The organism is Polyangium sp. 6x1 (assembly GCF_029946515.1).
GTDB lineage: Bacteria > Myxococcota_A > Polyangia > Polyangiales > Polyangiaceae > Polyangium.
The window spans coordinates 1-22736 of the sequence record NZ_JARZHH010000098.1 but is presented as its reverse complement, the minus strand read 5'-3'; the positions used below and the strand labels follow the sequence as shown (position 1 = coordinate 22736).

The 22736-nt window shown below is 69.9% G+C and carries 16 protein-coding genes; 11 read left to right on the top strand and 5 right to left on the bottom strand.

The window, feature by feature from the left end:
- Positions 1-513 precede the first annotated feature (513 nt).
- Complete coding sequence (locus tag QHF85_RS45530; protein ID WP_281333780.1) at positions 514-1038, bottom strand: hypothetical protein; 525 nt, start codon at positions 1036-1038, stop codon at positions 514-516.
- Between the two features lie 71 nt (positions 1039-1109).
- The gene (locus QHF85_RS45525) at positions 1110-1931 is read right to left on the bottom strand and encodes a hypothetical protein (protein ID WP_281333779.1); all 822 of its coding nucleotides are present in this window, start codon (positions 1929-1931) and stop codon (positions 1110-1112) included.
- 216 nt (positions 1932-2147) lie between these two features.
- Here QHF85_RS45525 and QHF85_RS45520 point away from each other — a divergent pair, with 216 nt between their 5' ends.
- Genes QHF85_RS45520 through QHF85_RS45510 form a run of 3 tightly spaced genes read left to right on the top strand, consistent with a single transcriptional unit; the run spans position 2148 to position 4317 of the window.
- Positions 2148-2846, top strand: coding sequence for a hypothetical protein (locus QHF85_RS45520; protein ID WP_281333778.1), 699 nt, complete (start codon positions 2148-2150; stop codon positions 2844-2846).
- On the top strand, positions 2843-3385 hold the full coding sequence (locus QHF85_RS45515; protein ID WP_281333777.1) for a hypothetical protein: 543 nt from the start codon (positions 2843-2845) through the stop codon (positions 3383-3385). Before QHF85_RS45520 ends, QHF85_RS45515 begins: the two co-directional genes overlap by 4 nt.
- A gap of 23 nt (positions 3386-3408) precedes the next feature.
- Positions 3409-4317: a hypothetical protein gene (locus tag QHF85_RS45510; RefSeq protein ID WP_281333776.1), complete on the top strand. Its 909-nt coding sequence runs from the start codon at positions 3409-3411 to the stop codon at positions 4315-4317.
- On the opposite strand, the gene QHF85_RS45505 is transcribed toward QHF85_RS45510, so the two are convergent.
- From QHF85_RS45505 to QHF85_RS45495, 3 genes are read right to left on the bottom strand one after another with little or no spacing between them, the layout of a single operon-like run.
- A complete protein-coding gene (locus tag QHF85_RS45505; protein WP_281333775.1) occupies positions 4272-5231 on the bottom strand; it encodes an SUMF1/EgtB/PvdO family nonheme iron enzyme in 960 nt (319 codons plus the stop codon). The two genes, QHF85_RS45510 and QHF85_RS45505, sit on opposite strands and share 46 nt — an antisense overlap.
- A 36-nt stretch (positions 5232-5267) precedes the next feature.
- On the bottom strand, positions 5268-5756 hold the full coding sequence (locus tag QHF85_RS45500; RefSeq protein ID WP_281333774.1) for a hypothetical protein: 489 nt from the start codon (positions 5754-5756) through the stop codon (positions 5268-5270).
- Entirely contained in the window at positions 5753-7810 is a 2058-nt protein-coding gene (locus QHF85_RS45495; RefSeq protein WP_281333773.1) for a hypothetical protein, read from the bottom strand. The genes QHF85_RS45500 and QHF85_RS45495 overlap by 4 nt, the downstream gene beginning before the upstream one ends.
- Positions 7811-8179: 369 nt before the next feature.
- Between QHF85_RS45495 and tssI (QHF85_RS45490) the strand changes: the two genes are divergently transcribed.
- Genes tssI (QHF85_RS45490) through QHF85_RS45455 form a run of 8 tightly spaced genes read left to right on the top strand, consistent with a single transcriptional unit; the run spans position 8180 to position 22490 of the window.
- Positions 8180-10636, top strand: coding sequence for a type VI secretion system tip protein TssI/VgrG (gene tssI, locus QHF85_RS45490; protein WP_281333772.1), 2457 nt, complete (start codon positions 8180-8182; stop codon positions 10634-10636).
- A 14-nt stretch (positions 10637-10650) separates the two neighbouring features.
- Positions 10651-13101 (top strand): type VI secretion system tip protein TssI/VgrG, encoded by a 2451-nt coding sequence (gene tssI / locus QHF85_RS45485; protein WP_281333771.1) that lies wholly within the window; start codon positions 10651-10653, stop codon positions 13099-13101.
- A gap of 28 nt (positions 13102-13129) precedes the next feature.
- Positions 13130-15571, top strand: a complete 2442-nt coding sequence (gene tssI / locus QHF85_RS45480; RefSeq protein WP_281333770.1) for a type VI secretion system tip protein TssI/VgrG — start codon at positions 13130-13132, stop codon at positions 15569-15571.
- A 25-nt stretch (positions 15572-15596) separates the two neighbouring features.
- The gene (locus tag QHF85_RS45475; protein ID WP_281333769.1) at positions 15597-18302 is read left to right on the top strand and encodes a DUF2169 domain-containing protein; all 2706 of its coding nucleotides are present in this window, start codon (positions 15597-15599) and stop codon (positions 18300-18302) included.
- Entirely contained in the window at positions 18295-19344 is a 1050-nt protein-coding gene (locus QHF85_RS45470; RefSeq protein ID WP_281333768.1) for a pentapeptide repeat-containing protein, read from the top strand. The genes QHF85_RS45475 and QHF85_RS45470 overlap by 8 nt, the downstream gene beginning before the upstream one ends.
- 21 nt (positions 19345-19365) lie before the next feature.
- Complete coding sequence (locus QHF85_RS45465; RefSeq protein WP_281333767.1) at positions 19366-20025, top strand: DUF3540 domain-containing protein; 660 nt, start codon at positions 19366-19368, stop codon at positions 20023-20025.
- Positions 20026-20037: 12 nt separating this feature from the next.
- Positions 20038-20439, top strand: a complete 402-nt coding sequence (locus QHF85_RS45460; RefSeq protein ID WP_136935578.1) for a DUF4150 domain-containing protein — start codon at positions 20038-20040, stop codon at positions 20437-20439.
- Positions 20439-22490 carry a DUF2169 domain-containing protein gene (locus QHF85_RS45455; RefSeq protein ID WP_281333766.1) on the top strand — a complete coding sequence of 684 codons (2052 nt, stop codon included), beginning with the start codon at positions 20439-20441 and terminating at the stop codon, positions 22488-22490. Before QHF85_RS45460 ends, QHF85_RS45455 begins: the two co-directional genes overlap by 1 nt.
- The last annotated feature ends 246 nt before the right edge of the window (positions 22491-22736 follow it).

Genomic DNA, 22736 nt, shown 5'->3' with positions numbered 1-22736 from the left:
TCCGTTCCAGAATCGTTCCGGAATCGTTCTGACCCCCCTCGAAAGGGGGTCTTTCGGTGCGCTTGAAGGGGGGAGCGGCGAAGGGCGACCCCTGAAAATCCGCGGAAATCCAGGGGTCGCCTGCTAGGGTGTTCCTCCGCCCCCTCCACCCCGGACCAGCGCAAGCGCTGGACTCGGGGTCGATGAACTGCGCGATGCGCAGTTCATCGAACAGCCGGGCGCCCCTGCCAGCCAAGACGGTTCGACCGGCAACGCCCGTCGAAGCGTGCGAAGACCTCCACGGTCTTGCCACCGGCCTGTGGGAAGAACTGCGCGCAGCGCAGTTCTTCCACGAAAGGTCCAAGGCTGGCCCTGCAAAGACGAGGCGGACAGCTTGAAAAACTCTCCCCGCATCGACTGCGCTTCGCGCAGTCGATGCCCGGAGGTCCAGGGCTGGCCCTGGTTCGGGTCGAGGGGCGAACAGCCCCCGCGGGGCCCGGGGCAGAGCCCCGGCGCAGCGCCTCCCGAGGAAACTCAGGCCGCGTCGCGCCGGTGCAGCCGGTGGCTCCAGAAGCCGAAGACGGGCTTGCGTGCGATGTGTGCGTGGTGGGCGAGGCAAACGGCCTCGACCTCGGCGGCTTGGGTCATGGTTTCGAGCTCGACGGTGAGGAGAACCTTGCCGGCTTTGACTTCGCGTTCGACGTCTTGGAGGACGGGATCGGGCTCGCTGGCGCCGGTGAGGCCGCCGCCGAGTGCGCCGGCTGCGCCGCCGCCGAGCATGCCGAAGAGGGCTGCGGCGAGCGGCCCGCCTGCGATGAAGCCGAGCGGACTGAGCACGAGGCCGCTGAGGAGGCCGCCGGCTGCGGATCCGACGAGTGCGCCGGTGGTGATGCCTTCTCGTGCGCTCGTTTCGGCGAGCGGCACGTCGTGCCGATTTACTTTGTCGCGGTGCAAAAGCACGGTGCAGGCCTCGGAAAGCCCGGGCAGTGCGCGAATGGCGTGTGTGCACGCCACGGCGTCTTTGTCGTCGTCGAACAAGGCGAAGAGCACGTGTCGCATGGCGTCCTCCTCGGCGGGAGCATCGGTCCGTCGCGACGTGACGGCAAGCGGACGCCGCGCGATTGCGTGCTTCAGCCGGGCTGGCTGGCGTGGTTTGCCCGGGCCTCGACGGCTTCCATTGCGCTGCGGAAGATCTCCCGCGCGAGGGCGGCGCTCTCGTTCGTGAGGTTGACGCGTGGGAAGGGGTTCAGCTCGATGAAATGGGGGCCGGAACGATCGATCACGTAATCGACTCCGGCGACCGTGAGCCCGAAGAGCTGGGCGGCCTGGCGTGCGTGCGCCACGATGGCCTTGCTCGGCGTCCATGCCTCGAACGACGCGCCGGGTGCGTTCTTGATCCAGGTGCCCTCGTTCAGGATTCGCACGCCGAACGCACGCTCGCCGAGGAGGAGCACGCGCACCGATTCTCCCTCGAAAAATGGCTCTGCCGTCGCGATCCCGTCCCATGACGGGATGTCATGTGAAGACCGGATGAGGTGTTTTCCCTCGCCTCGATGCTCCTCACCGGTCTTGAGCACGTAAGGAAATGGGAGGAGTGGCTCGCGGGTGGATTGCGATTGCACGACGGGGTGCTCGACGAGGCCCGCGGCGACGCAGCGGGCGAGGGCCGCGTGACGCTGCGAAGCGGCGCGGAGGGCTGTGGGATCGGGCCAGCAGGGAATGCCGTGTTCCGCGAGGACGCGCAGGTTGTGTTGCTCGACGTCCTTGTCGCGCACGTCGGCGAAATACACGACGCCGCGGAAATCATCGGTCGCGCTCCTCCGGCGGTGCAGACGGCCGGCGATCACGTCGAAGGTGATCGCCGAGAGCACGGGGGCCCAGGTCGGCCGTTCTTTCAGGAGCGGCAGCGTGGCGGCGGGTTCGCCGGTGAGGAAGAGATATTGGGGTTGCATGCTCAGGGGCCGCTTGGATCACCAGGCTGGCTCGACGGGGCGGAAGAGGCCGAAGCGCCCAGGACCGGGGCGGCGGGCGGCGACGCAGCCCCACACCCGATCGCGCACATCCCGAGGACGCTGCCGCTCGATGGCACCCGGAACGGTCGCACCGCGCGACGATACCGGTGTCCTCTGCATCGTCAAGGTGTTAAGGACGCAAAGGCGGAGGCAATCATGAAAGACGAACCGTTGTGGACCGGCGCGCTGCTCCTCTTTCCCGGGCGCATCGCTGAGAACCTCGCGCGTGTGGAAGAATCGGGGCTCGTTCCGCAGGCGCCGAACCTCGTGCAGATCTCGCTCGGCGTGATTCGCATGTGGGTGCGCCTCGTGAAGCGGCCCGAGACCATCGGCACCTGCCGCGAACATCACGTCCGCCCCACGCTCCGCGCGCGCCTGCTTGCGTACCGCCCGCTCCGTTTCCCGTTCCTCCTGCGGGAGCGCGCGATCGCCCCGCTCGATTTCTCCGGCCTCGCGAGCTCGCGCGAGCGCGTCTTGCGCCACCTACTCGGCGCGCACCACGACGCGAACCAGTTCGCCTACGACCTCGAGCTCCTCGGCATCCACCCGGGCGCGCTCGAAGAGCTCTGCGAGCGCGCACGGCGCGTGGTGAACGGCGAGGATCCGCACGCCGAATGGCTCCGGGACCTCGTGGTGTTCGAGGGGTACCACGAGGACCTGCTCGCCGCGGTGGAGCACGCGCTCGCCAACGGCGTGCGCCTCGCGCCGCACGAGGCCGACGACCCGGACATCTCGTTCACCGGATACCTGCGCTGGTGCGCGCGAATGCCCGCCACCTGGGGCGAGGCGATCGGAGCGCTTGCGCGCGGCGAAATCGATCTCGGGGCCTATCGACACGCAGCGGGGATGGTATGAACACGAAAGATTTCCTCGCGCTCTCGCACGCCGATCTCCGTTCCTTGCTGGAGCAGGGCCACCCGATTGATCCGAGCGCGCTCGACGACAGCGAATACCGCGGCGTCTCGCTCGGGCTCCCCGCGCCGATCGTCGCGATCACGTGGCTCACCTTCCGCAAGACGTTCCACCGCCATCCGGGGACGGGCGCGCTCTCTGGCTGGAACGTTCGCATGCAGCAGGCGGGCCTCGACGGCCCGCGCGAGCCCATGCGCGACGCCAAGGGCAAACCTCGATGCTTCGGGTTTTACGAGGTCCGCGACGGCCGCGCGTACGACATGCCCGTGGCCGCGCGGCACGGCCTCGTGATCGATTACAATCGCGGCGAGAACCCGCGGCTCGATCCGATTCGCCTAGGGCGGGATCCCTTGGTCTCGCTCGACGAGGGGCGCGTCGATCGCCTGCTCGGCTGGACGTACCTCGATCTCGGTCTCGCGCGGGTGGGTACGCCGAGTTATTTCCTGCTCGAACGCGAGGGGCCGCTGTCGTACGTGCCGTGAGGCCGGAGCGGGTCGCCTCCTCGATGCGCAGATTCGAAAAACCCTTGCTCTTGCTCGGGCTTTTGCTCGGGCTTTCCGCGGCGGCGTTCGTCCTCCTCCGGCGGCCTCCGGCCCCCGCCCCCGTCGCGCCCGCCCCGACGCTGCCGACCCTCGCCCCCATTGCGCCGGCGCCTCCGCCCATTTCGTACCCCACGCCTTATTCCGTGCCGACCACGGCGCTCCCGCCCCGCGAGGCGCTCCGGCCGGGCACGCTTCGCATTCTCGTCCTCGGCGACTCGGTGGCGAATTTTCTGGGCATGGCATTGCGACACCGGCAGGACGAGGCCGGCACGTTCGTCGCCCTGCGCGGCGTCGGCGATTGCTCCATCTTCGAGGCGAAGACCCGCATCGAGAAGGGCAAACCCGTGAAGGGCACGAGCTGCGCCGAGCGCTGGATCGAGGACGCCGCCGAGCTCCGCCCCGACGTGACGCTCGTCGTCATGGGCGGCGCCTTCTTCAACGAGAAGGCCTGCGAGCCGGAATGGCAAGCCTCCTACGAGAAGCGCATCTCCGAGCTCGCCGACGGCATGGGCACGAATGCGGGCCGCATCGTGCTGACGCGTGTCCCCTATCCGATCAAGGACTGGCGCCACGGGAACGTGCCGGCCCGCGTCGATTGCCTGAACGACATGCTCCAGCGCGCCGCCCAGAAGCGTGGATGGCCGGTCCTCGATTTGATGGGGCACGTCTGCCCGACGCCCGCGTGCCGGGTCGAGAGCGACGGAGCGCCCATCCGGCCCGATGGCCTGCATTTCGACGGGGTGGGCGCCGAGGAGACCGCGCGGTGGGCCCTCGGCGAGCTGAAACGTTTTGCGCGTGAAGAGAGAGACGCGGGCTCTGACAATCGTCAGGGCGCGGGGGGCGCGGCCATCGCGCAGCGGACCCCGAGGTAGCCGCAGCGGTACGTCGTCTTGAAGACGGCCGTCTTCCCGGCTTTGACCTCGTCGCCGCTGTCGCGCCAGCTCCCGCCGCGTCCGAAGCGGGCCGAGCTCACGACGTCGTTGCCCGTGGTGGTCCACTGGAAGATGTTCCCCGCGAGATCGAGCACCCCTTGCGGGTTCGCGCCAGCCGGGAAACTCCCGATCGGGCAGGGGCCGTCACGCTTCGTTTTTCCGGACCAACAGAGTTGCTCGGCGGGCGCCTCGTTCCCCCACGGGTACGTCCGGCCTTCCGGGCCGCCGCGCGCCGCCCACTCCCATTCTTCGCCGCTGGGCAGGCGCTTGTTTTGCGCTTTGCAGTAGTCGGTCGCCTGCGTGAAATCGATGCAGATCATCGGCAGGTTCCCTTTGCCCTCCGCGCCGTACGTCGAGGGATCACAGACCTTGACGGCGCCGTCGTTGCACTTCTTCGATTGCACGCACGCCGCGTATTGATCCGTCGTCGCCAGGTTCACGTCGAGGCAATAGTCCTTCACCGTCACCTGGGTCTTGACCGCGGCGAGCTTGAAGCTGCCGCCCTTGATGCGGACCATGCCTGCCGGACACCCGCCCGTGTCCGGCACGCTCGCCGGTGCGGGCGTGGCCACGGGCGCCGCGCTCGCGACGGGGGCCGCAGACGTCTCCGGCGCCGCCGCGGTCGCGGGCGCGCTCGGCGCCGGTTCGGCCATTGCCGAGGGCGTCGAGGCCGGCGCCGCGGATTTGCTTGCGTCTGCTACGTGGTTCGCGGGCCCCGCGGGGGGCGGCTCACTCGCGCCGCCGCACGCGCTCACGGAGGCCAAGAGGCACGCGGTCACCCACGCGAACGGGGCCATGGCCACCGCGCCCGCGTGCGCCCCGTGCAATGCATTCGTCCATCGTTTCACCGACATCGTTTCGCCTCCGCGTCGTTCGCCCCGAGCCCCATCCTACATCGCCGTCACGGTAGGTGCCGCGCGATCTTCCAGCCAATGCTCCTGAATGACCAGCGAGGGTTTGGGCTTGAACACGCCCGCCGCATCGACCCCCCCGGCCCAGATCTGCACCACGCGCCGATCCCCCCGCCGCATGGGAAATTGCACCTCTCCGCCCTGCCGCTCGTCGCGATCGATCCAGAACGAGACCTCGGCCGCATCCCCGCCGAGAACGACCATCGCGTGCGGCTTCGTCCCGAGGCATCGCACTTTGAGCCACTCGCGCACCCGGTACGCCGTGCAAGGCGCCGCGGCAGGCCCCGTGCGTGAAAGCCGGACCTTCGGCGCCTTCGACCATTCTTCGAACGTCGGCGCCTTCGTCTTTTCCGCGCTCGGCGGATTCACGTCCAGCGCGGCGGAATCGCCGGGCGCCTGCGCCGGGGCCGGCGAGGACGCCGTCGCCGCCGCGACGAGCGCGAGGAGGGGGAGAGGGAAAACTCTCATAACGTGCGCAAGAACGCCGCGAGCGCGTCTCGCTCCTCCTTCGAAAGCTGGTTCGTTTTGCCCATGCGATCGTTGTTCTTCGCGAGGAGCTCGTCCAGGGTCGCCGCGCTCCCGTCGTGCAGATACGGCGCGCGCCCGTCGAGATAGAGGAGCGACGGGACGCGCAGCTCGCCGGTCTTCAATTCGTCGAAATCGCTCTGCCGCGCCAGCTTCGGCAGCGGATAGACCGCCCGATCCGTGTACTCCGTCCCGGGGAGGTGGCAACGAGCGCATTGCACGGCGTCCTTCATGAAGACCTCCTTGCCGCGCTGCTCGACCGCGTCGAGCGCGCGCTCTTCGCGCGGCGGCGGCCTGAGGCCGGCCCGCACGAAGGCCGCGATGCGCAATGCGCGCGCGTCGAGGTTCTGCGGCTCGTGCTTCGGCACGCCTCCCCACCGGTGCAGGCCAAAACCCGCGCGCAGCCGCGACACGAGGTCGGGGCTCTCGCCGACCCAGCCATACGGCCCGGGCGAGCTCACGCGACCCGCGAGCATCGGCGTCCTGCGTGGCACGCCGCGCACCCGATCGGTCTCGGGCAGGTTCTCCGCCGAGCCGACGAAATTCACATTCGTCCCGTCCTCGGTATTGAACTTCGCCTCGTGCCACACGTGCCCGTCGTCGCGCCCCTCCGGATGGCAGCCGGCGCAACCGAGGCCTCCGCTCATGATGCGATCCGTGGCATTGTAAAAAAGCCGGCGGCCTATCGCCGCATCACCGCCGAGCGGATCGTCCGCGACACGAACGAACGTCGGCGCGGGCGGTTTTTCCTGGCTCAACGCGCCGCGCGACGCGTGCGGCGCGAGCGGAATGGCCACGACATCGTACGTCGCGGCGCAAAAGACGAACGCCGTCGCCTCATCCTCCGACAGCACGATCCCCGCGGGCGCGCCGCCTCGATTCGCGATCCCGAGCGCGGGATCTCGCTCGCTGCCCACTTCATAGCTGCCGACGACGGACAGCGTCGGATCGACCGCGAGCGCGTCGAGCTCCACCAGCCGATCGTCGCCTTCGCCCGCGACGAGCAGCGTATCGGTGCTGCGGCGATACACGACGGCGCGGGGCTGCGTGATCACCGCGAGGCTCGCGCCGGGGATTTGCAGCTCGGGCGCCGGCCCCTCCCCGACCGTCCGGACCAGCGTGGTGTGATTGCGATGGAGCGGCGCGAGGCCCTTGTCCGTGCCCGTGACGAGCACGTCGACCGTGGCCGCCCCGAACCACGCAATCTCGCCCAATGCGCCGAGCGCGTGCCGCGGCGCGAAGAGCAGGCTCTCGTCGGGCGACAACGCGAGCGCATACCCGAGCGACGCATTGAGCGATTTTCCCACGGGCGTGCGCAGCGGCGACGCGGGCAGCTCGACGCGCCGGATCGTGGGCGTGCTCGTGCCGAGCGCATCGATACGCGTCAGCGGCGCGCCGGTCAAATGCGAGACGTACGCGGATTGCCCATCCTTCCGCAGGGCGATGCCTCGCGGCTCGCGCCCGACGTCGACCGTCCAGCGGACCTCGTGCGAGCGCAGATCGACCGCGCTGATCTTGTGCGTCCAGGCGCTCGTCACGATCGCGAGTGATTGATCCGCCGTCACCGCGAGCCCCCACGCGTCGGCGGGGAGTTTTACGCGTGATACCTCGACGAGCTGGGCGCTCGGCTCGGCGCGGAGCTCGACGAGCAGGCCTGGATTGCGGATCGTCACGAACACGCGCCCGGGGAGCGTCACGACCTGCGCGGGCGGCCCCGGCATCTCCACGGCCGTGCCGGCCCCTCCTTGCGTCAGGGGCAACGGCACACGCCGGAGCACGCCGTGATCCTCGTCGGCGACGTAGAGCGCCTCTTCCCCCACGCCACGCGCGAGCGCCGCGCCTTGCCGCGGCCCGATCGACGCGGCGTTCGCGGCAGGCGCCGCCGACGTCGTGGGCGAAGCGGCGGCGACCGACGCCGACGGCTGCGCGGCCCCCGCATCGGCGCCTGCCTGCTCCGAGCCCGTGCAGGTGCAGCCGCCGCCGAGGCCGAGGGACACGCCTACCGCAATGCTGACCAGGCCGAAGCGCGAGCCGAGAGATCCAACGCGGTGCAGGGTAGGCACGGGGGTGGGACCAACATACGCCGGCCTGAGGGACGATCTCCACGATTTTTACACCCCGGGGCGTGGAAGCAGGGATGCACGCCGCAGAACCCGGGTATGCGCATCGGGCGCATTTCACTGGTCACTGTGCAATGCAGTGGAACGTGGTGGCTGCGATACAATGCGCGCCCAGGCGCAAATTTCCCGTCATAGCGAGCGATCCAGCCGACGAAACCCAACGAAACCCGGCACTTCCGGCAAACATCGCTCTTGAACCCCCCGGCGTGAGCTGTGAACATCGATGACCAGGAAGGGGGACCGCTCGTGCCCACGGACGATTTCGTCTTTGCCTGCGAAGCCATTCCCGGCGAGGGGCCATTCGGGGCGTGGGGGGCCCTCCGGGTTGCGCGTTTCCGCGGCCGGGAAGCTATCTCCGAGCCGTATCGATACGAGATCACGCTGCTCGCGAAGGCTGGCGCGGCCGAGGTCGATCCGCGCGACCTCCTCGGCAAACGCGCGACGCTTCGCATCGCCACGCTGTCGAATCCTCCGTTCAAGGTCGTGCACGGCATCGTCCGCGAGGCCTCGGAGCTGTCCGATCTGCCTGAAGGCACGCTCCTCCGCGTGATCCTCGAGCCGCCCTTCAGCCGGGCGCAGCATCGCACGCGGTGCCGGATCTTCCTCGACAAGAGCCTCCGCCACATCCTCGAGGCCGTTCTCACGGGCGACCCGCTCATGGAGCACCGGGCGGGCGCCGAGGTCGAGGAGGACGACGGCGCGCCGACCTTCACGCCCGCCCGCGAGCTCTTCACCTTTCGCGTGACGGATACCTCGCGGCTCGACGATCCGCGCGCCCGCGCTTTCGTCGTGCAGTACGAGGAGAGCGACTTTGCGTTCGTGTCGCGCCTGCTCGAAGAAGAGGGGATCAGCTACCACTTCGAGAATGGCCGCGAGACGAGCCTGCTCGTCCTGACCGACGACGATGCCGGCCGGCCGCGCCTCGAACCCGCGCAGCTCGGCGCGGCGATCCCCGGTCGGGGCGTGCAGAACCTCTCGCTCGGCGGCCGGCTGCGGCCGACCCGCGTCGTGCTCGACGATCACGACTGGAGAAAGCCGACCCTCGACATCACGGCCAAGGCCGGCAGCGGCGATCTCGCCGAGTACCATTACCCGGGCGCGTACGGCGACGCCGCGGGCAAGGGCCAGCCGCTCGCGTCCGCGCGGCTCGATCGTCATCGCGTGGAGGCGAGCTACGCGGCTGGCGCGGGCTCGGTCCGTGTGCTCTCGGCAGGATCGATCTTCGAGCTTTTGACCCAGGAGCCCGACCACGAGGGCGAATATGTGGCGAGCCGCCTCGACGTGCGCGGGGCGCAGCAGGGCGTGCTTTCCCAGCCCTCGGCCGAGGACGTGGTGCCCTGGGAGGCGCGCTTCGAGCTCGCCCGGCGCGGCGTCGGGAGCGCCGTCGAGGCGTCGCGGTTCCGCCCGGCGATCCGAACGCCGAAGCCGCGCATCCGTGGCGTGCAGACTGCCGTCGTGACGGCCGATCCCGGCGCTCCCGGGGCCGAGGTGAACGTCGGCGGGCCGGACGGGCTCAGCGTCGGCTGCGTCCGGCTGCGGTTTCACTGGGACAAGGACGCGGCGCGCCTCGCGAAGGAGCCTTCGAGCCTCTGGGTGCGCGTCAGCCAGGTCTTCGCGGGCGCCGGCGAGGGCGCGGTGTTCCATCCGCGCGTCGGCGACGAGGTGATCGTCGACTTCGACGAGGGCGACCCGGATAGGCCCGTCGTCGTCGGCCGCGTCTACAACGGCGCGAACCTGCCCGCGCGCGGCGGCGGGCACGAGAGCTCGATGAAGTCGCTCTCGACGCCCGGCGGCGGCACGTACAACGAGATCATGTTCGGCGACGCGGCCGGCGCCGAGCTGCTCCACTACTTCGCGGGCAAGGACCAGACGACGGACGTCGCGAACTTCCGCCGCGAGAGCGTGGTCTCGAACGCGAAGATGACCGTCGGCGGGGACAACGCCGAGAGCATCGCCGCGAACCGGACCGAGAGCGTCGGCGCGAACGACACGCTCACGATCGGGGGCAACCAGACGATCACCATCGGCGGCAACGCCGTGACGATCATCGGAGGCAACCTCGAGCACGCCGTCGGCGCGAACGAGCTCGACATGGTCGGCGGATCGCAAACCATCGGCATCGGCGGCAGCGTCACGGAGAGCGTCGGCGCGGACGTGAGCGAGTCGTACGGCGCCTCGCGCGACACGACCGTGGGCGGCGCCGTGACCGAGAGCTTCGGCGCGATGATGAAGGTCTCGGTGAGCGGAAACGTCGACGAGAGCGCGGCTTCCCACGCGCTCGACGTGAGCGCCGCGCGGCTCATGATGATCGGCGGCAACTACAAGACCGTGGTGACGGGCAACGTCACGACGAAGGTAGGCGCGGTCGAGATCGAGGCGAGCGCGGGCCCGCAGACGCTCGAGGTCGGCGGCGCGATCACGCGCAATGGCCCGCTGCACCTCACGTTTTCGGCGTTCGAGGACGACATCAAGAGCGCGAAGCTCGACGCGCAGGGCTCCTCCATGTCGATCAACGTGATCACGCTGGAGGCGATCGGGATGACCCGCGACGTCACGGGGGTCAGCAAGTCGAAGTCCGGCGCGAGCCCGAGCGCGTACGGCTTCGAGAAGAGGATGTGCGGCGGGATCCTCAAGATCGCCGCCGTCGGCATGGTCGCGTCGGGCGTCGACAACCAGGGCGGCGGGCCGAACGTCGAGGCCTGAGACCAAGAGGACGTATGCCGAGCTTCGACTACACGTTCGCATGCGAAGAGGTCTCCGGGGCCGATCCTTGGTCTGCCCTGCGGGTCGCGCGTTTCACGGGGACCGAGGCGCTCTCGTCGCTCTACCGGTACGAGATCCTCCTGCTCGATCCGGCCGGCGTCACCTCGATCCCGGCGCTCGTGGGCAAGCGCGCGACGCTCCGGATCGCCACGCTCTCGGCCCCGCTCTTCAAGACCGTGCACGGCATCGTCGTCGAGGCCGAGGAGATCTCGCGTCTGCCCGAAGGACGCACCCTGCGCGTGGTCCTCGCCCCGCCCTTCGCGCGCGGCGTGCATCGCAGGCGGTGCCGGATCTTCCTCGACAAGACGCTCCGCGAGATCGTCCGGGAGGTCCTGCTCGGCGACCCGCTCGTCCGCGAGGCCGGCGCCGAGGCTCCCGCGCCCGATCTCGGCGGCGCTGAATTTGCGCCGGCCGACGAGGCGTTCGCGTGGCGCATCGAGGACACCTCGCGCCTCGACAGCCGCCGCGTCCGGCCGTTCGTCGTGCAGTACAACGAGAGCGACTTCGCGTTCGTCTCGCGCCTGCTCGAAGAGGAAGGCATCACGTACCACGTCGAGAACGGCGCGGAGACGAGCCTGCTCGTGCTCTCGGACAGCGACGCGGGCAGGCCGCACCTCGCGCCCGATCTCGTCGGCATCGGCATCGACGGGCGCGAGATCCGCGGGTTCGGGGCGGGCGGCAGGATGCGGCCCGAGGCGGTCTCGCTCGGCGAGTACAACTGGAAGCAGCCCGGGCTCGTGATGGCCGCGCAGGCCGGCGGCAAGGACGCGGATCTCTTCGAGTCGGTGTATCCGGGCGGCTACCCCGACGAGGCAAGCCAGGGCCGACCGCTCGCAAAGGCGCGGCTCGAACGGCACAGGACCGAGGCCCGCTTCGCGCGGGGCGACGGCCACCTCCGCGTCCTCGGCGCAGGCACGATCTTCAAGCTCGAACACAAGAAGCCGCGCCTCGAAGGCGAGTACCTCGTGACCTCGATCGAGGTCGTCGGCGAGCAAGCCGGCGTCCTGCCGAGCGGCGCGGGCGGCGGCGCGATCGAGCCCTTCGTGGCGCGGTTCGTCTGTGCGCGCCGCGGGCAAGCCGCCGCGGTGGAGGAGAGCGGGTTCCGCCCGCCGCGCGTCACGCCGAGGCCGCGGATCATGGGCACCCAAACGGCTGTCGTGACCGCGGATCCCTCCTCGCCGAGCGCGGAGATCCACATCGGCGGGCCGCCGGGCGCGCAGATCGGCTGCGTGCGGCTGCGCTTCCACTGGGACACGGACGAGGCGCGGCTCGCGAAGGAGCCTTCGAGCGCCTGGGTCCGGGTGAGCGAGCCCTTCGCGGGCAGCGGCATGGGCGGCGTGTGGCACCCGCGCGTGGGCACCGAGGTCATCGTCGACTTCGAGGAGGGAGATCCCGATCGGCCGCTCGTCGTCGGGCGCGTCTACAACGGCAAGAACCGGCCGTATCACGGCGGCGCGCCCACGGTAAGCACGCTGAAATCGAACGCGAGCCCCGGCGGCGCCGTGCACAACGAGATCACGTTCGACGACACGTCGGGCGCCGAGCGCATCTACACGAACGCCGGCAAGGACATGGAGACCGACGTCGGCAACGAGCGGACCGAGACCGTCGGCGCGAACAGCTCGATGAAGGTCGGCGCGAACGACACCGAGACCATCGGCGCGAACTGCGCCGTGACGATCGGCGGCGACGAGACGGTCACGGTGGGCGGCAACGACACGGCGATCATCGGCGGCAACGTGTCGGTGACGATCGGCGCGAACGCGACGACGATCATCGGCGGCAACGAGGCGCACTTCGTCGGCGCGGATCAGGCGATCACGATCGCCGCGACGCACACCGAGCTCGTGGGCGGCAGCGTCACCGAGGAGATCGGCGGCACGCTCACGACGAACGTCGCCTCCACGGAGACGCAGTCTGTCGGCGGCAATCGAAAGACCACGATCACCGGCGCGCACACGCAGTCGTTCGGCGCTGCGCACATCAAGATGGTCGGGGGCAACCGCGATCTCTCGTGCGCGAGCCTCGACACGACGGTCTCCGCCGCCTCGATCCGCATCGTGGGGGGATCGGTCACGACGAAGGTCGCGGGCGACCACACGCTCACCACGGGCGGCGGCGCGATCTACCTCGCGCCCAAATACAGCGCGCAGGACGCGAACCGCAGCGACGTCGACGTCGCGAAGTACACGATCACGGGCCTCGACGTGACGATCGGCGGCATCGCGCTCGGCGCCACGGGCTACTCGTCGTCGACGATGGGCGTGAGCGCGGCGGCGGCCGGGCTCAACCTGGAATTCGTCGGCGCGGACGTGGACTTCTTCGGCCTGCTCACGCGGGTCGACGGCGGCCACATGCAGAACAACGGGGTCAAGACGCGGGTCGGGCTCATCATCAAGCTTTGAAGGCGCACGCGCGGGCACGAGGACACCGATGAACACCGACGATTTCGTCTTTGCGTGGGAGGACGCCGGCCAGAGCCCCGAGCCCTTGCGTGTCGCGCGCTTCGAGGGCGAGGAGGGCATGAGCCGCCTCTTCCGCTACGAGCTCGTCCTCCTCGCGAAGGAGGCCGATCTCGACCCCGAAGCCATGATCGGCAAGCGGGCGAGCCTCTGGATCGCGACGCTCTCGGCGCCCGCGTGGAAGGTCGTGCACGGCGTCATCACCGAAGCCGAGGACGCGACCACCGTCCCCGAGGGCTCGGTCTACCGCGTGGTCGTCGAGCCGCCGCTCGCGCGCGCGCGCTACCGCACGCGGAGCCGCGTCTTCCTCGACAAGACGTTGCGGCAGATCGTCGAGAGCGTCCTCCGCAACGACGCGGGGATGACGCTCACCTCCGGCGCCTCGCTCGATCCGCCGGTCGGCCCGCCCTCGTTCACGGCCGCATCCGAGCGCTTCACGTGGCGCGCCAAGAGCAAGCGCCTCGACGATCCGAAGGCGCGGCCGTACGTCGTTCAGTATAACGAAAGCGACCTCGATTTCGTGGCGCGGCTGCTCGAAGAAGAGGGGATCGGCTACCACGTCGAGCACACCGACGACGCGAGCTTGCTCGTGCTCTCGGACAAGGATTTCGGCCGCACGCGCGTCCCGGGCGACGACGTGTTCGGTCCGGGCAAACCCGGCCGCGGCATCGGCACGTTCCGCCTCGGCGCGCGGATGCGCGAGACGCGGGTCCACCTCGGCGCGTACAACTGGGAGAAACCCGCGCTCGACATCGACGCAAAGGCCGCGGGCGAGCCGGGCGACCTCTCCGTGTACGCCTTCCACGGCGGCTCCTTCGAGAGCGCCGAGCTCGGAGCGCCCCTCGCAGAGGCGCGCCTCGACGAGCTCCACACCGAGGCCTCGTACGCCGTCGGCGAGGGCGTTACGCGCGTGCTCTCGGCGGGATCGATCTTCACGCTGCAGCACCCCAAGGCCCGGTACGAGGGCGAGTACCTCGTCACGCGCCTGCGCGCCGTCGGCCATCAGCAAGGCGTGCTCTCGATCGACGCGGGCGGCGCTCCCGCGGAGCCGTTTCACATGGAGATCGAGTGCGCCTGCCGCGGCCGCGGGAGCGACGTCGCGGAGAGCCGCTACCGCCCCGCGCGACGGACGCGCAAGCCGCGGATCCTCGGCTCGCAGACCGCCTTCGTGACGGCCGAGCCGAGCGCGAGCGGCGCCGAGGTGAACCTCGGGGGATCGAGCTCGATCGGCTGCGTGCGCGTCCGATTTCATTGGGATACCGAAGAAAAACGGCTCGCCAAGGAGGCTTCGAGCAAGTGGGTGCGCGTGAGCGAGCCGTTCGCGCGCGGCGGCCAGGGCGGCATCTGGCACCCGCGCGTCGGGTGCGAGGTCATCGTCGAGTTCGAGGACGGCGATCCCGATCGTCCCTTCGTCACGGGCCGCGTCTACAACGGCAAGAACCGCCCCGCGCAAAAGGCCCCGACGCACAGCACGATGTGGTCGCTCTCGACGCCCGGCGGCGGCGTGCGCAACGAGATCTCGTTCGAGGACACGGCTGGCAGCGAGCGCATCTACACGAACGCCGGCAAGGACATGGTCACGAACGTCGGGAGCGAGCGCGTGGAGAACGTCGGCGCCGACGCGCTCATGACCGTCGGGGCCAACAACACCGAGGAGATCGGGGGCAACCAGACGATCCAGATCGGCGCGAACGACACGCTCTCCGTCGCCGCGAACCAGACCGAGAGCATCGGCGCCAGCCAGATCCGCATCATCGGCGGCAGCCGGCTCATGATCATCGGCGGGAACGAATCGCGGCAGACCGGCGCGAGTCACGCGAACATCGTCGGCGGCGCGCTGAAGGAGACCGTCGCCGGCGACGTGGGCGAGACGTACGACGCGACGCGGTCGACGAGCATCGCGGCGAGCTTCACCGAGAGCTACGGCGCGACGCGGGATCAGACCGTCGGTGCGCTCGCCTTCCAGGACTATGGCGGCAACCAGACGACGAACATCGCCGGCGCGCGCACGATCGACGCCGGCGCCGTGCTCGGCGCGCTCGTCGGCGGGAACTACGACACGGAGATCGGCGGCTCGGAGACCGTCGACGTCGGCGCGGCGACCATCCACGTCGCGGCGGGGCCGATCACGCACCAGGCGTCGAGCCTCGACATCAACATGCGGATCAAGCTCCACCTCGTCGGGGTGAAGCTGAACATGTTCGTATTCAAAGCAGCGGCGACGGGCAAGTCCACGAGCTACGGCGCGCTCACGGCGTCGGCGAAGGGCACGGCCATCTCGTTCACGGGCCTGAACCTCCGCACGGTGGGCCTCAAGTCCACGGCCGCCGGCGCGAAGCTCGACGAGGACGGCGTGAAGCTCGTGGCCATCGGCGTCCTCATCCACCCCTCGGGCGTGCATACGTTCACGTGACGGCACCTTGAAGACGATCAAGCCCATGAAGCTCGGCGTCCTGACGCGGACGTTCGAGCTCGATCGCAAGCACTACTTCGTCCCGACGGTCTTCGTCTTCTGCGACCTCGGGCCCGCGCGGTGCCTGCTCTCCGAGGTCGAGCTCTGGCGCCTCGCGGCCGCGGAGCTCGGCAAGGACGCGGTGCTCGACGAGTGCATGCCCAAGCAGCGCGGCGAGCTCTTCGTCCACGGCCGCTGCTACACGGCCGGCCGCGTCCCGCGCCCCGCCGCCTCGGTGCGCGTGAAGCTCGGTCCGATCGACAAGACGCTCTACGTCATCGGCGATCGGACCTTCCGCCGCGACGGCACCACGAGCGATCCGGAGCTCTTCACGGAGATGCCGATCCACTACACGCGGGCGTTCGGCGGCGAAGGGTTCCCGCAGAACCCGATCGGCGTGGGCTTCGCGAAGGCCATGGAAGACGGCCGCTCGGTGCACCGGCTGCCGAACATCGAGCTGCCCGACAAGCTCATCAAGAGCACCTCGGATCGCCCGTCCCCTGCGGGCTTCGGGCCGTACGATCTGCTCTGGGCCCAGCGGTGGCCGAAGATCGGCACGTACGACACGAAGTGGATGCGCGAGGATCTGCCGGGCCTGGCGAAGGACATGGACCTCTCCATGTGGAACGCCGCGCCGAACGATCAGAAGCTCGCCACCGGCTACTTCGAGGGCACCGAGGACATCCTCCTCGAGAACATGCACCCCGACAAACCCCGGATCGAGGGGCGCTTGCCGGGCGTCGTCGGCCGATGCTTCGTGACGCAACGAACGGCCGAGGGCGACGTGTTCCGCGAGATCCCGCTGCACCTCGACACCGTGCAGATCTTCCCGCATCACGAGCGCCTGGCGCTCTCCTTCCGTGGCCTCTGGGCCATCGCCGAGGACGACGCCGACGACATTCTTCACCTGCTCGTCGCCGCCGACGATCGCGCGGCGCCCCGGCCGATCGAGCACTACCGCGCCGTGCTCGATCGCAGGCTCGATCCGAAGCGCGAGGCCTCCGAGGTCTTCCGCGACGGCGACCTGCTCCCGCCCGACGCGGGCGGCAAAGCCTCGGGGGGCGGCGACATCGACGCGATGTTCGACCTCACGCGCTCGGAGAACCTTCTCCAGAAGAACCTCGCGGAGCGCGCGCGCCGCGAGGCCGAGAAGACACGCGCGGCCATCCTCGCGGCCGGCGGAGATCCGGACAACGTGCCCGTCGTGGAGGGGCCGAAGCCGGTGGATGGGCCGTCGTTTGGGGACCTGCCGGACTTCGTCGAGCGCTCCGAGCGCGATCTCGCCGAGGCGCAGCGCAAGATGGACGCGGCGCACGAGAAAGCGCTCGCCGATGCGCGCAAGCGCTACGCCGCGGCGGGCCTCGACTACGACGCCGAGGTCCAGCGGATGAAAAAAGAGGCCGCCGGGCCGCCGAAGTTCTCCGCGGACAAGGAGCTCGAGCGCCTGCGCGACATCCAGACCCTCTGCCACAACGCGAACGTGGCGACGCCCGATCTCGACGCGGCGCTCGCGGATCCGGCCACCGAGCAGAAGCTCCGGAAGGCCGAGGAGGAGGCGCGGAACGCCTATCGCGACGGGGCCCACCTCGCCGAGCACCGCCCCCATCGCCTCGAAGAACCGGCGCGGAGCGAGCTGCGTAGGCGCGTCGCCGCCGCGCACGCCGAGGGCCGGAGCCTCGCGCGGCTCGACCTTTCGGGGGCCGATCTCTCCGAGATGGATCTCCGCGGCGTGGACCTCACCGACGCGTTCCTGGAGAACGCCGATCTTTCTGGCTCCAACCTTTCCGGCGCGAAGCTCTCGCGCGTCGTGCTCGCGGGGGCCGCCTTCGTCGGGGCCGATCTCACGGGGGCCGATCTCGCCGAGGCGAACCTCGGCGCATCGAACGGCAAAAACGCGAAGCTCGACGGCGTCACCCTCCGCGGCGCGGTCCTCTCCAAGGCCGATCTCACGGGCGCGTCGCTCGGGGGCGTCACCTTCGAGCTCGCCGATCTCTCCGATGTCCTGCTCGACGGCGCGGCCCTCACGGGGGCGCGCTTCGATAAGTGCATCCTGAAGGGGAACCTGCTCCGCGGCTGTGATCTGCGGGAATCGACGTTCGTGCACGCGATGCTGGTCGAGGTCGACCTCCGGAACGCGAACTTCGCGAACGCGACGCTGGAGCACGCCTCGCTCGTCCGGTGCACGCTCGACGGCGCGTCGTTCTTGAAGGCGAACCTCTGCGGAATGCGGCTCGCCGAGCCCTGCTCCTTCGTCGGCGCCGACTTCACGGGCGCGACGATCGCCGCGGCGACGCTGCGCGAGGCCGACTTCAGCCACGCGGACTTCAGCGGCGCGACGCTCTCCTCGTCGGACCTCTCGAAGTGCGTCTTGCGGGAAGCCAAGCTCTACCGCGCCGTCGCGAAAAACGCCCTGTTCATGCGGGCGGATCTCACGGGCGCGAGCCTCGTGGCCGCGAACCTCGAAGGCGCGATCTTCCTCAAGGCGAAGCTCGGCCGCGCGGATTTCAAGGGCGCGAACCTCTTCCGTGCCGACCTCCTGCGCGCCGTCGGCGACGACAAGACGAGCTTTTTCGATGCGCTCGTCACGCAGGTCCGCGTCTCGCCCAAGGGCAGCGCGGGCGCCCTCCCCACGGTGGATCCGAGCGCGCAGCGGCCCGCGGGCAAGCCGACCAGCAAGGAGAGCCGTGGATAAAACCGAGCTCGTGCAGATGGTGAAGGGCGGGGAGATCCTCGCCGGGATCGACCTCGCGGGGCTCGATCTCGCCGGCGCCGATCTGTCCGGCGGCATCTTCGAAAACGTCTCGTTTCGCGGGGCGAACCTCGCCGGATGCCTGTTCAAGGAGAGCGTGCTCAGCGCGTGCGACCTCGACGGCGCCCGCATGGAAAAGGCGAACCTGCGCCACGCCGTCTTCAACCGCTCGACCCTGCGCGGCGCCGATCTTCAGGGCGGCAACATGCCCGTCGTGAAGTTTTACCAGTGCGACCTCACGGAGGCGCGGCTCGCGGGCTCCGACCTCGTGATCTCGGGCTTCGCGCAGAGCGACCTCACGCGCGCCGATTTCTCGGGCTGTAACCTCGACCGCGCCGGGTTCGTCGAGTCGACCGTGACGGGCATGCGCCTCGCCCGCGCGTGCCTCAAGCAAACGACGCTCTACAAGGCCGACCTCACGAAGACCGACTTCCACGAGGCGCGCTTCGACAACACGCTCTTCATCGCTGCGAATCTCCGCGGCGTGAGCTTCGCGGCGATGGATCTCACGCTCTCGCAGTTCATCGACGCGGACCTCGAAGAAGCCTCCTTCGAGCGGGCGATCGTGCGCCAGTGCAACTTCATGCGGGCGAACCTCGCGGGCGCGCGCTTCGACGGCGCCGAGGCGCAGCAGGCGATCTTCGTCGAGGCGAAGCTCGGGCGCGCGACCCTCACGAAGGCGTGCCTCACGCGCGCGCTCTTCGCGGACGCCAAGATGCCGCTCGCGGATCTCTCGGGCGCGCGCGTGGACGAGGCCATCTTCCACCGCGCCGCGTGCGAGGGAGCGCGCCTCCACGGGTGCGACCTGACCTACGCCGACTTCACGCACGCCGACGTTTCGGCGGCCGACTTCACCGGCGCGAAGGTCTTCCGGACGCGTTTCCACCGCGTCAAAGACAAGGATACGCTCTGGTGTAGCCGCGCAGCCGCCCTCGGAGACGAGGCCGAGGTCGCGACGTCCGAGGACTGGAACCCGCCGTATTGACCTTTCGTAGAGGAGTGACGCATGCACGCTGCCGCACGGAAGTTGAATCGCGAGCTCACGACGATCGACGAGGGGACGGTCGTCGACGTGAAGGACGGGATCTACACGGTCCGCGTGGGTGATTTCGACGGCTCGGCCCGGCGCGCGAAGAGCTGCCTCGTCGCGCCCGCGCCGGGCGACGTCGTGCTCTGCTCGTTCGGCCCCGGAGGTCGCTCCTTCGTGCTCGCGGTGCTCGAAGGCGCCGAGGGAGAAACGCGCGGCGTGACGAAGCTCGACGTCGAGGGTGATCTCGAGATCGCCGTCGGCGCGGGCAAGCTCGGCCTGCGCGCGGCCAAGGGCGTGAGCGTCGCGTCGGGCGACGAGATCAGCCTCGTCGGTCGCGCGCTCTCCGTGAGCGCGCTCGAAGGCAAGCTCTTCGTGCAGAAGCTCGCGTACCTCGGCGATCGCCTCAAGGCCGAGATCGAGGCCATCAAGACCGTCGGCGCCACGCGCGAATCCATCTTCGAGCGCGTCTCCGAGCGCGTGAAGCGCTCGTTCCGCACGGTCGAGGACATCGACCAGCTCAAGGCGAACAAGGTCGATTACGCGGCCGAGACGACGCTCGCGATGCGCGCCGAGCACGCGGTGCTGCACGCCGAGGAGCTCATCAAGGTCGACGGCAACCAGATCCAGCTCGGCTAGGAGGCACATCGCATGTTCGCGAACTCGCAGATGGGCGGGCTGAACCTGGGTTTTCCGGACGTGTGCCTCACCCCGGTGCCGCCCGCGCCCGCGCCGATCCCGATCCCGTATCCGAACCTTTCCATCGGCCCGCTCGGGATCCCGTTCGTCCCGGTCGTGCTCTACGGCGGCACGCCCGCGCACAACCTCGCGACGATGATCCCGATCAGCATGGGCGACAATCCGGGCATCGCGACGGGCATCGCGTCCGGGACCGTGATGGGACCGACGCGCAGCCTCACGGCCGCGTTTTCGGTGCTCGTGGGCGGCCTGCCGGGCACGCGCCTGACGAGCGTGAACATCCACAACAGCACGAACGCGCCCGGGATGCGCATCGTCCCGAGCCAGGTGCGCGTCCTGCTCCTGGCGCCCTGATGGCCTCGATCGAAGTCGTCTCAGCGTGCCCGCTTCGTGTCGGCTCGATCCTCTGGCAGCCGCGAGAGGGCGCGTATGTGCTCACGGTCGTCTGCAAGGCGACCTTCGCCCTCGCGCCCGAGGTCTCCCTTCTCGCCGAGGAGCAGGACGATCCGAACGAGCACGACGAGTACTGGGACGACGACGAGCGGCGCAGCCTGAGCGCGGCGAGCGACCTCGCCCCGTTCAAGCGCGGCGTCGACATCCTCCTCGTCGGTCACGCCTACGCGCCACACGCCTCGCCAAGCGGGCCTTTTTTCGCGCGGCTCGTGGTCGGCGACGTGCTCGACAAGACGATCGAGGTGCACGGCGAGCGCGCGTGGACCCCGGACGGTCGCCTGCTCGAAGAGCCTCCCTCCGGCCGCGTGGCGCTCCGGTGGGAGCGCGCCGCGGGCGGGCCCGGGACGGCGAACCCGGTGGGCGTGCCGCCAAACGCACCGCCGGACCACCGGCACCTCCGGCGCGTGCCTAACTTCGGGCCGCCGGGGCACGGCCCGTCGAGGCCCACGGACGTGATCCCGCCGGTCGGCTTCGGGCCGATCGCGCCGACGTGGCCCGATCGCCAGAACCAACGCCCGCGGCAAGCGACGGGCTGGGATCACCATCGCCTGGGGGAGTGGCCGCTCCCTGCCGGGCTCGACGCGTCGTTCTTCAACACGGCGCCGCCGGACCAGCGGGTCACGGAGCTCGTCGGCGACGAGCGGATCTCGCTCACGAACCTGCACCCGCACTTCCCCGCGCTGTCGACGCGCCTGCGTCTCCTCAAGCCACGCGCGCTCGTGCAGAAGAGCGGCGCGCCGGCCGAGCTGCGCTTCCGGTGCGACACGCTCTTCCTCGACACGAACCGGGGCATCTGCTCGCTCACGTGGCGGGGCGCGCTGCCGCTCGCGTCGCCGAGCGAGGAGGGCTGCGTCGTGGTGACGACCGAGGAGAGCGATCGTCAGCTCTCCGGCAGCGGCGCGCCCGGCACGGTCCAGCTCGACTGGCGTTCGAGCCAGCAGGCGTCGGCCTTCCCTGCCCTGCCCTTCGCGTCCGGTGATGCGGCGGACGCGGAAGCGATTGGCCTCTCGCTCGAAGACACGACGAGCCTGCCGTCCGAGCCTGCGCGGGTCGATCCGGCGGCGGCGCTCCCCTTCGTGAAAGCCCCGCCGCCCGTGCTCGGGGCCGCCTTGCCCGCCCCGCCGCCTGCGCCGGCGCTACTGCCCTTCGAGCCGCCGTCGCCGCTCGAGGAGACCATCAAGCTCTCGCCCGGGCCTGCGCGGGTCGATCCGGCGGCGGCGCTCCCCTTCGTAAAACCCCCGCTCGCCGTCCTCGGGGCCGCCTTGCCGGCGCCGCCGCCGCCGCCCTCGCGGCCGCCTGTGCGGCCCCCGTCGTCCGTGCCGCCGCCGGCGCCCGCGCTCCACTTCGAACCACCGCCCGCATCACGCCCGCCGCCGCCCGACCTGGTCGCGCCTGGCTTGCCGGCGGCTCCGCCGATGATCGGGCCCCTCGCAACGCTCCGCGATCCCGGTTCGTCGGAGATCCTCCCCCCGCCTGCGCCCCCCGCGCCCGTCGCATCCGCGCCGGAGCCGGAGATCGATCCGGCGACCGTTTCCATGGAGCGTTTCGCCACGATCTCGGCCGAAATCGCGGAGAAGCGTGATCCCCGCGCCGACATCCTCCGGCGCAACGAATTGACGGAGCGGTCCTTCGCGGCAATCGAACACCGATTCTCGCGCGAGCTCACGGACGAAGCGTCGCGCGGGGAGCACGACGAGCGGGCCAAGTACGACCGCGCTTACGTCGCCGCGGTGGAAGGTTTCCGGGGCCCCATCAAGCCCGAGGAATATGCTCGAATCATGGCGTCCCTCGTGAAGGGACAAGCGAATGCGGTGCTCGACGAGCTCAAGATCCAGAGGCCGGCGCTGATGCCCATTCTGCGTTCCTGGGCGAAAAACGCCGCCGGCGACGCAGGCGGGCCCGGCGGGGCCCTCGGCGCGCTCGACGCATTCCGCAGAACCAAGCGCGCCTGAGTCGTACACCGGGCGGAGCGTCAGGCGACAGAGGTGCGAAGCATCCGCGTAGGCCGTCGCGCCGGGGCGCTGCCCCGGGCCCCGCGGGGGCTGTTCGCCCCTCGACCCGAACCAGGGCCAGCCCTGGACCTCCGGGCATCGACTGCGCGAAGCGCAGTCGATGCGGGGAAAATTTTAAAAGTTGTCCGCCCCCTCTTTCCAGGGCCAGCCCTGGACCTCCGGGCATCGACTGCGCGAAGCGCAGTC

Coding starts and splice junctions, on each gene's coding strand:
- QHF85_RS45530 (WP_281333780.1), bottom strand. CDS start 1,038: ATGCGACACGTGCTCTTCGCCTTGTTCGACGACGACAAAGACGCCGTG.
- QHF85_RS45525 (WP_281333779.1), bottom strand. CDS start 1,931: ATGCAACCCCAATATCTCTTCCTCACCGGCGAACCCGCCGCCACGCTG.
- QHF85_RS45520 (WP_281333778.1), top strand. CDS start 2,148: ATGAAAGACGAACCGTTGTGGACCGGCGCGCTGCTCCTCTTTCCCGGG.
- QHF85_RS45515 (WP_281333777.1), top strand. CDS start 2,843: ATGAACACGAAAGATTTCCTCGCGCTCTCGCACGCCGATCTCCGTTCC.
- QHF85_RS45510 (WP_281333776.1), top strand. CDS start 3,409: ATGCGCAGATTCGAAAAACCCTTGCTCTTGCTCGGGCTTTTGCTCGGG.
- QHF85_RS45505 (WP_281333775.1), bottom strand. CDS start 5,231: ATGTCGGTGAAACGATGGACGAATGCATTGCACGGGGCGCACGCGGGC.
- QHF85_RS45500 (WP_281333774.1), bottom strand. CDS start 5,756: ATGAGAGTTTTCCCTCTCCCCCTCCTCGCGCTCGTCGCGGCGGCGACG.
- tssI (WP_281333771.1), top strand. CDS start 10,651: ATGCCGAGCTTCGACTACACGTTCGCATGCGAAGAGGTCTCCGGGGCC.
- tssI (WP_281333770.1), top strand. CDS start 13,130: ATGAACACCGACGATTTCGTCTTTGCGTGGGAGGACGCCGGCCAGAGC.
- QHF85_RS45475 (WP_281333769.1), top strand. CDS start 15,597: ATGAAGCTCGGCGTCCTGACGCGGACGTTCGAGCTCGATCGCAAGCAC.
- QHF85_RS45465 (WP_281333767.1), top strand. CDS start 19,366: ATGCACGCTGCCGCACGGAAGTTGAATCGCGAGCTCACGACGATCGAC.
- QHF85_RS45460 (WP_136935578.1), top strand. CDS start 20,038: ATGTTCGCGAACTCGCAGATGGGCGGGCTGAACCTGGGTTTTCCGGAC.
- QHF85_RS45455 (WP_281333766.1), top strand. CDS start 20,439: ATGGCCTCGATCGAAGTCGTCTCAGCGTGCCCGCTTCGTGTCGGCTCG.